This window comes from Hansschlegelia beijingensis (genome assembly GCF_045505405.1).
In the GTDB taxonomy this organism is placed as follows: Bacteria; Pseudomonadota; Alphaproteobacteria; order Rhizobiales; family Methylopilaceae; genus Methylopila; species Methylopila beijingensis_A.
This window is the reverse complement of sequence record NZ_JBJKEX010000106.1, coordinates 1-8,957: the sequence shown is the minus strand read 5'-3', so window position 1 is coordinate 8,957 and position 8,957 is coordinate 1. Positions and strand designations below refer to the sequence as shown.

The 8,957-nt window shown below is 59.0% G+C and carries 6 protein-coding genes and 2 pseudogenes; 5 read left to right on the top strand and 3 right to left on the bottom strand.

The window, feature by feature from the left end; all coding sequences use genetic code 11:
• Together ACIKT0_RS08900 and ACIKT0_RS08895 are read right to left on the bottom strand one after the other, a co-directional pair.
• On the bottom strand, positions 1-133 hold a 133-nt coding region (locus ACIKT0_RS08900; RefSeq protein WP_474998497.1), incomplete at its 3' end, for a transposase.
• A gap of 956 nt (positions 134-1,089) precedes the next feature.
• A pseudogene (locus ACIKT0_RS08895) lies at positions 1,090-1,350 on the bottom strand (transposase); the annotation flags it as partial.
• Between the two features lie 554 nt (positions 1,351-1,904).
• On the opposite strand from ACIKT0_RS08895, the gene ACIKT0_RS08890 reads away from it, so the two are divergent.
• From ACIKT0_RS08890 to ACIKT0_RS08870, 5 genes and pseudogenes are all read left to right on the top strand, one after another.
• Complete coding sequence (locus ACIKT0_RS08890; RefSeq protein ID WP_407104999.1) at positions 1,905-2,396, top strand: IS66 family transposase; 492 nt, start codon at positions 1,905-1,907, stop codon at positions 2,394-2,396.
• A gap of 528 nt (positions 2,397-2,924) precedes the next feature.
• The gene (locus ACIKT0_RS08885; protein WP_407104998.1) at positions 2,925-3,914 is read left to right on the top strand and encodes a glycosyltransferase family 2 protein; all 990 of its coding nucleotides are present in this window, start codon (positions 2,925-2,927) and stop codon (positions 3,912-3,914) included.
• A 93-nt stretch (positions 3,915-4,007) separates the two neighbouring features.
• On the top strand, positions 4,008-4,727 hold the full coding sequence (locus ACIKT0_RS08880; protein ID WP_407105001.1) for a polysaccharide pyruvyl transferase family protein: 720 nt from the start codon (positions 4,008-4,010) through the stop codon (positions 4,725-4,727).
• A gap of 786 nt (positions 4,728-5,513) precedes the next feature.
• Positions 5,514-6,320, top strand: coding sequence for an O-methyltransferase (locus ACIKT0_RS08875; RefSeq protein WP_407104997.1), 807 nt, complete (start codon positions 5,514-5,516; stop codon positions 6,318-6,320).
• A gap of 158 nt (positions 6,321-6,478) precedes the next feature.
• Positions 6,479-7,715: pseudogene (locus tag ACIKT0_RS08870) on the top strand (IS3 family transposase).
• A gap of 882 nt (positions 7,716-8,597) precedes the next feature.
• Here ACIKT0_RS08870 and ACIKT0_RS08865 read toward each other — a convergent pair.
• A partial coding sequence (locus ACIKT0_RS08865; protein ID WP_407104996.1) for a LysR substrate-binding domain-containing protein occupies positions 8,598-8,957 on the bottom strand: 360 nt, incomplete at its 5' end.

Here is an 8,957-nt window from a genome sequence, read left to right as displayed (position 1 = left end):
TCTGTACCCACAAGCGGATCAGATTGCGCGACAGGTCATGCCGCTTCGCAAGGCCGTGCAGGGTCTCCCCGGAGATGAACTCCTGCGCGACCTGGCGCTTGAACGCGATGCTGTGGGATCGATGGCGTGTCATGGGCTCTCATCCTCTGAAAGCCCGGCCCACGGTCAATTCCTAAAGCGCGACCCGTCCACCCTGAAGGGCCCACTCCACACTAAGCTCAACACGCCCGAAAGGTCGCATCCTGAGCGGACCAGAGGCCGGGGCAAAGCCAAGACGCTCACGGGCTAACATTCAAACCGGACCACTCGATGGGGCCGGTCAGGGCGCGCATGGATCCGCCGCCAGTCGAGCCCCTGCAGGCAGCGCGCCGAGCTGCGCCGGCGTCAGCCGCATCGCGCCATCATGTACGTTCGGCTAGCGGAACGCCGCTTTCCGTCCGCTTGACGTTAAAGGCACAGCCCCGCGTAGTCTCAGAAGAACAGCTTCACTCGATCGGCGCACTTGCCCCGGGACACGAACGCCGCGCCCGAGAATGGTCGGCGCGCATCTCTCCTTCACAAGCGCCGCCAAGGTCTTCGCTCCCTTGCGGAAGTCGACCGGCCCCGTCGCCATCAGCACCCGGATCGATCCCCACGGTCCGGCCACGCCTCTGCCTTTGAAGCCCGGATCACCGCCGCGACGGTCTTTGCCCAAGCGGTCCGGCCGACCCACATCACGACGCCGTCGATCTCGAGCTCCATTAGCCCGCCTGGCCGCCGAGAACCGCGGGACGGGCGTCGCGTCCGATTAGGCTTCTGCGCAGTCTCCGACCCCGAGGGTGGCGCTACGAGCACCGGCCGAACGGTCCTCCCGCCTCAACACGCAGCGCGCGCCGCCATATCTGCTCGGTGCCACACCATGCCCCCGCGCAACCGGTCAGACCGACTCCTCGGCGTCACAGCTCTCGGCCATGATCGCCGCCCTCTCCGCCGCGGTCCAACTCCGCCGGCCGCCCACGCCGGTGAACACCTCAATGCGATGGGCCGGCTCCGACACACGCTTAAGCTTTAAAATCGGAAGAGGCCGAAGCCCCCAATCGGGCCTCAGAACTTTTTTCTCAGCACGTTCTGGAGTATCGACTTGTCTAGGGACAGATCGGCAACGAGCCGCTTCAGCTTGGCGTTCTCCTTCTCGAGCTGCTTCAGCCGGCGGAGCTCGACGACGCCCATACCGTCGAACTGGTTTTTCCACCGGTAGAACGTCGCCTCCGAGACGCCGAGCTTGCGGCAGATCTCCTCGGCCAATGTCCCGTTCTCAGCCTGCCGAAGGGCGAAGGCGATCTGCTCGTCCGAATACCATCTGCGCTTCACGGCATCCCGTCCTGCAGGGATCCGGATGCCCGAAAAAGTCGCGTTCAAACCGGACCAGTTCTGAAGGGCAGGACCACAGGCTGGATTGCAGCAGGATGACCCTTGGCCCCCGCGGCAGGGTGACTCAGTCGTCGAAGGTCGGGAGCCGCAAAGGGCCGGGACTGTGTCCCCGTTCGGTCAGCCCGGCCCTGAACGAAGACGCGCTTCCTGACGACCCGGTAGCCGTCAAGGCGATAGACCGGGTCGAGCGAGCGACGACCGGTTGGCGCAGATCTTGAACGAACTGCAGCGTCATCGCGTCGCGGCAGCGTGCCGAGAGCCTGCCTCTCGACCGCCTCGAGCTGAGCCGCGAAGAGGTTCAGCGGGAGGACGCCGCCGAGGCGGGTGCCTCGATGCGGTCGAACCGCAGCGAGGACCGCCGGCGCACGCGTTGCCGGACGGGCGGCCGCCCGGCGTCGCCGTGTCTACGCGCCGGACCGCAAGGCTGAGCGATCTATCGCGCACCTCGAAGACTTTGTCCGAGTGCTGAGGTCGACGGCTATGGGGGCTATCAGATGCTCACTCGCGGTCGATCAGCCAATGAAAGATACGCGGAGCGCAAAGCCCGCAGCCGCCGCTTGTCGAGGCGCTGGAGCCTTGGCTCTGCGGCTGGCGCGCCGAGATCAGCCAGAAGAGCGGTTTCGCAGAAGCCATCGTACGCGGTGTCACCCCGGGAGCCACTAGTTTGCTTCCTTGACGACGGCCGCGCCAAGATCGACGGCAACGTCGTCGGTCGACCGATCCGCCCGATCGACGAAACGCGCCGTTTCGCAGGCTCCAACGGTGGAGCCAGACGCTGGGCAACGGTCGCCTTCCTGATCGAAACCGCAAAGCTCAATGGCGCGGAGCCGCACGCCTACCGCGCGAACGTCGTAATGACCCAATCGTCCACGGTCATCTGCAAGCCGCATCGGCGAGCTGCTGCCACGGGCCTACGCGCCCGCCGTGCTCAAGGATGTGGCATGAAGACGACGCTTACGACGTCCCGACGCGGTTTGGACGGCTAGGCGGCGCTGGCTGCCGACATTATCAGCCAACAGGCCAGTATGGCCGCTACAGCTACCAGCGGATCGGCCTCGCTGCGCTCCGTCGGCTGGTCCAAAGGGCTTGGCGACAGGACCAGAGGAGCTGAAGGTATCCAGTGATACAGCCCAAGCGGGGGCGGCGCTGGTTAACGCCGGCTCGTGCGTTCGCTGGCGCAAGGCGACCCCTCCCTGCGAAGGTGCTCCAGTTCTCCTCACCCGAGAGGAGCCGACTATCGCTGAAACGGGCCACTCCAATTTGCGCTGCGGCGGCGCAACATCGCCGCGGCCCGTTAGGCGGCGGGGGTACCCTATATTTCGTATATCCCAACTGAGCCAGGCGTCAAGCCCCGCCTACTAAAATCGGTGCGTTTTCTCATCAACAAATCAAGAGCGCGCTGGCCGTAGGGCGGTGCGGATTTTTTCGTTTGACACTTACCCGTAATAAGGCAATTCGAGAGCCGAGACGGCCGACCAAGCCAGTTCGTTTATATCTGCGAGGAGCAGTCAAATATGAAGCCGCGCCTCAGTGTAATTATCACGTCCTATAATATCGAGAAGTACATAGAGAGAGCAATATGCTCGGTTGTCGACCAAGGCTTCGACGGGGTCGAGATAATCTTGGTCGATGACGGGTCAACTGACCGAACCGTTGAATTGGCGTCTAATTTATTGAGAAGCGAGCCGCGGGTCAAAATCATCCTTCAGGCAAACGCCGGGCCGGGGGCCGCGCGAAACAAGGGAATAAGACACGCAAATGGCGAATATGTAATTTTCCTGGACGGAGACGACTGGTTTGCCCCACGCGCACTTCACGCGCTGCGAGCGTCGGCCGCCGACGGAGTCGATTTGGTCCTTAGTAACCGCCGCCGATTCTGGGAACGTAGCGGTCTTTATACAACAAAGCCGATGTTTACCGAATTAAAGACTGGAAATGTATCAGAGTTACCCGAAGTAATGAAGATTCAGGCAATCCACGGCAAAATGTTTCGCCGAAAATTCCTGAATGACAGGAAGATCCTGTTCCCGGAGGGAATGAGCTCAGAGGATTTTGTATTCTCCTACAGCGTATATGCTGCTGCCGAGCTCGCAACGACTATCCCAGATGTGACTTATATATATAGGAAACGCTGTGATAGCAACAACCAATCCCTTACCCAAGCGAGGCTGTCGGAATTCAATCTTCTTAGTCGATTTAAGCAAATAGAGATGACTCTGGGTATTGTCGCCGCAGGCGAGTTGAAAAGGCGATTCCCGAAGACAAACTTTTTATGGCTCGAATACCAGGCAAGGCTAATGAGGCATGTGAAATTGATCCCGAAAGAAAACGATGCTGATCGCCGCTTGTGGGCGCTCGAACAGCTGCGTGTATTCCTAAAAAAACATCGGAAAGAAGCCTTGGCCAACTGCCGCCCTGCGACAAAGCGCGTCTACCAACTTATCTTGAGTAAAAAATACGATGAGGCAATGAGCGCTATACAGCAGGCGAATAATACAAATTAGCGGAGCTCAAGCGTGACAAAACCTGTGCCACTGTATTGGTGGGCGAAAAAGCCGAACTTTGGGGATCTTATTGGCCCTTGGCTGGTTAATTTAATGACTGGTCGCGAGGTTACGAATGTTAGAGGTGCTCAGGGACGCCAGGTAGGCCTGGCAACGGTTGGATCCCTTGTCCACTCTTTGGACAGGCCTGGCCTCGACATTTGGGGCAGCGGATCAATCGGATCTCTCTCAGCTGAGCAAGTTACTAAGCTTCAATCACGGAAGCCGCGTAAAATTCATGCGCTTCGGGGATTGAAGACTCACTGGGAGGTTACACGAAAACTGTCTTGGGAAGCGCCCCGAGTGTTCGGTGATCCGGCTTTGTTGTTGCCCAAGTACTATAGTCCGGCTCGAACTGCCGCTACCGGCAAGATAGCGGTGGTGCCTCACTATACTCATCTAAAATCTTTCCACGAAATCGATGATCGCTTTCACATTGTTGATGTTAGGAGAGAGCCGGCCGCCGTTGTTGATGAAATATCATCGGCCACATGTTGCATTTCTACGTCACTCCATGGATTAATCATAAGTCAAGCGTATGGTGTGCCATGGGTCTGGCTCAGCTTGGCTGAGAGTAGTTTGCTGGGAGGGGATTTCAAGTTTGATGATTTTTTTACGGTCCTTGATCGAAAGATGGCGCGCAAGGCGGTTGTTTCGACTGGGCGTCTTGACGCGCGGGATTTAATCGCACTTTCGCGTCTTTGTTACCTGCCGAAATTAGTGATACAGATCTCATCTCTAGACGACAGTTTTCCTCGGACGTACGCCTTGTAAGTGGGCCTTATAAATGCTTGACGTCAAAGCTGACGGCCGGTGGTTACGTGCTTGTTTGTGAGCGGAGCATGATGGGATGCTGTAGGGGCAAGATTTGATATATTTTCGCTCGCTTTGAAGGCAATTTTCGGGTTAGCTAGGTCAACTCGATCTTTCGGACCTTAAGTCAAATTGGTCATTGCCGCTACGATTCGCGCCCCACCGTTCTCGCTTGGCGCTATGCCGCCGAGAGAGCAATCTTCGAAGAGTGGACGGGCGGAGTTGCCTGTCAGAAGATCTTTTCTTTGAATTATTCAGAGCAGGCTTTGCCTGATGCAGATCTGGATAATTAGCCACAGATGGTTGCGGCATCGATATATCATGGGTTGGACCAGAGGCTGTGGCCGTTTGATGAGCTAGGCGCGCCAACGCAAAGGAGGTACCTTCAATCGGCTCACTGCGTTGGCGGCTATGAGCCGATTGAAGGATATTGAATCGCATCGTAAGGCGAACTTGGATGAGCAGGTGGGCTTCGTCTGATCTTGTCGAGAGGTGACCATCTCGATCTTTCAATTAATGACCGAAGCGAACTGACGGGCATTAACGAAATAAAGACATAACATTTATTGGATCATTGGGCTGATTTTGTATTTTTACTGATTTAAGTGGCCATCGTACAGATGAGATTTGATGTAGTATTTTGGCTTTGGCTCGAAGATGCAAGAGGCGCGTATCGTTAAACTCTAGGCCTAGGAAACGAAGAATGAGGGGAGCTGAGCTAATGTACGGATGAAATGAAAAACTTCTATGTTGGAATATGGTGGAATTCAGATATCATATTTCACAGTAGTCTTGCATATAAAGGGCGAGGACGAGATGACGGCAGTTTGGCTAGATGTTTCGGTAATTAAGGCGGGGGCTGGGTCGCGCTTAACGTCGATTATGCGCGCCGGTCGCAATTCGTTCCCATGTCTTGATAAGAGGGGGCTGATTGAAGAGAGGGCTGCAATAACCCAGAAGGCTGGAGCTCAGCCATTGTGGGACGGATACCGGGAGGTTTACGGAGCTACCGATAGAAGAGGCTTAAAAAACTTTTCGAGATCGAGCAATAACGTGCGGACAGGGGAGGCCGCTGGCACGTTTTATGCTTGGTTGGTGGCGGAGATTAAGCCGAACGTGATCGTAGAGATCGGCACAGCGTTCGGAGTATCCGGAATGTATTGGCTTTCGGGGCTGGAGTCAAATAAACATGGGAAGCTTCTTACGTTCGATCCGAACGAGGTGTGGCGTTCTCTCGCGATCGAAAATCTTGCGTCCATAGGCTCTCGTTTCGAGTCCATCCTTGGAACGTTTGAGGATAATATCGGGTCGACGCTGCGTCCGGAGGATACCATCGATATTGCCTTTATAGACGCTATCCACACAAGCAAGTTCGTTAAAAGCCAGTTCTCAATAATACGGTCGAGAGCGACGGCTGGGTCTATCGTCGTATTTGACGATATTCGCTTTTCGAAAGATATGTATCAGTGCTGGTCCGATATAGCTAACGGGCCATCTTGCCTGTCTAGTCTTGAGCTAGGTAAGCGTGTCGGCATAATCGAGTTGTCTCTTTAGCGAGTCGTGACGTGGAGCGGATTCAGCTACGGCACCTCACGGGTCCAATAGGAGAGCTCTATGCAGCGATGATCACCCGGGGACGGATGGCGCGTGGTCTGCCCCTGAGAAGTGGTCCTCCCTGATTTATCGCTCTTGGCGATTTGGAGGACTGTCTGATGCCGAGGAAGAGGCATAGGGCTGAAGAGATCGTCGCGAAGCTGCGGCAGGTTGAGGTGCTGACGGCGCAGGGTCGACCGGTGGCGGAGGCGATCCGTTCGATCGGCGTGACGGAGGTCACATTCTATCGCTGGCGCACCGAGTATGGCGGGCTGAAGGGCGACCAGGTGAAGCGCCTGAAGGAGCTTGAGGCTGAGAACGCCCGGCTTCGGCGCGCGGTGTCGGATCTGACGCTGGACAAGATGATCCTGGCGGAGGCCGCCCGGGGAAACTGATCAGCCCCGCCCGCCGCCGCGCCTGCATCGACCGTGTGAGAGCCAAGCTCGGCGTGACGGAGCGTCGGGCCTGCCTCGTGCTCGGCCAGCACCGTTCGACACAACGCAAGGCGCCGACGCGGCCGGACGACGAGGCGGCGCTGACCGCCGACATCGTGGCTCTCGCGGTCCAGTATGGCCGCTACGGCTACCGGCGGATCGCGGCGCTGCTGCGGTCGGCCGGCTGGGCCGTGAACCTGAAGCGGGTCGAGCGGATCTGGCGGCGGGAGGGGCTGAAGGTCCCGGCGAGGCAGCCCAAGCGGGGCCGGCTCTGGCTCAACGACGGCTCGTGCGTGCGGCTGCGACGGGAGCGGCCCAATCACGTCTGATGCAACGACTTCGTCGAGGATTGAACCTATGATGGCCGCAAGTTCAGGATGCTCAACGTGATCGACGAGTTCACGCGCGAATGCATTGCGATCCGGATCGGCCAGCGGCCCAGGTCGACCGACGTCATCGACGTGCTGTCAGACCTGTTCATCCTCCGCGGAGCGCCCGACGACATCCGATCGAACGACGCCCGGAGTCCGCGGCAAAGGCGTCCGTGAAGGGATCGTCGCCATCGGCTCTCGAGCCGCCTTCATAGAGCGGGTAGCCCTTGGGGGAACGGCTTCTGTGGGAGCTTCAGCGCCCGCCGACGGGAAGATATCCTCAACGGCGAAATCTTCTACTCGCTCGCCGGGCCAAGGTCGTGATCGAAGGTTGGCGGAGGCACTACAACGCCGTTCGGACTCCGCGCTCGGCTACCGGCGGCCAGCGCTGGGGAGATCACCACCCGTTTTTCCAAGAGGCTCGTGCGCTGAAGGTTGACTTCCTCGCTCGGAGATCACCGCCTCCCTTGCATAGTACATGTACGTCCGACTGGCTGATGAAAGCCGGGAAGGTGAGGGCGCAGAGGAGAGAGGGGCGGGCTATCACTTGATGACCTTGAGCCTCGACTTAATTTCGGACGGATCCATCATCCCCCGGTGGATTGCCGTTGTCACGAAGCGGCGGTCGACGGCGCCATGGGGATCGCCTTAGAGATCAGGACGTAAAATCTGAACCCGATCGTTTCGTCGATGTCTCCCTCCATCATGCGGCGCGTGACTTCGTACTCAAACTCATGAAGGAGCTTCTCGATCCGCCATTCGGAACATCGCGGGCAACCTCCCCTGAGCGGGACAGTTGGCTTGGTGCCCCCGAGGTGGATGGCCGCTGGGTCGCGATGATCCAGCCGGTGCCACGACATCCGCGGCAGGCCTCGATCTCATCCGAGACTGCGATGGGAGAGGGTGGTCCCGGTCATTCCGCGCTCCCAGGGTGGAGGTGGACGAACCGAAGCGGTTCAGGAACACAGATCGGGAGAGATCGACGGCGCGGATCAGCTCTATTCACATGCTATTCACGTTGCCGAGCGAGAGGGCCGCGTACCTCGTCAGCATCTGGCCGATGCTATCGGTCCGCCCCTGAAGCGTGATCCCGGCCTCGCCATGCCCCCACTCTACACGTGCGACTAGGTCCATACCGATTCGCGACATCGATCGGCCACGTCCTTCAACATCGGGGCAATGATGTCGTCGTACCGCAGCTCTGCGTCGCTCATCGGCCGCCTCCTATGGCGAGGGCGGGCGAAGGGTGGATATGCGGAAAGGTTTGGGAGAGCGTCCCGTATGCCTTTGATCCTGCACTGCGCACGAGAGGCGGGTTGCGATGGCTAACCCATTAATAGAACTAGCTCGTCGCGATTCACCCGGGGTCGCCATCAAAAGCGTTCAGTTCTGAATCATCTGTGGCTGCGTACGGGTTCGTCGCGTCGCCCGCCTCACCCCTCCCGGACGGACGGCCGGAACGGCGCCGCGGACGGAAGCGCGCGGGAGATGAACTGCGCGAGATGTTCGGCTGCGTCCGAGACGCCTGCGGGGCGGCGCAGCAGCACAAGGCCGATGCCGGGAAGCGAGGGCATCCTTTCTTCCTCGCCGAGCCGCCGCATGCCGGGCGACACGGCGCATTGCGGGAACACCGAGACCGCGAGCCGCGCCAGCACCGCCGCCTGAAGGCCGGCGATCGTGTCGCTCACCGTGCGGATCGCCCATTTGCGGCCGGCCGACGACAGCGCCTCGAGCGCGCGCTGGCGATAGACGCTGCCGGCGGGCAGCACCGCGAGCGGCGTCGGGTCCGCGAG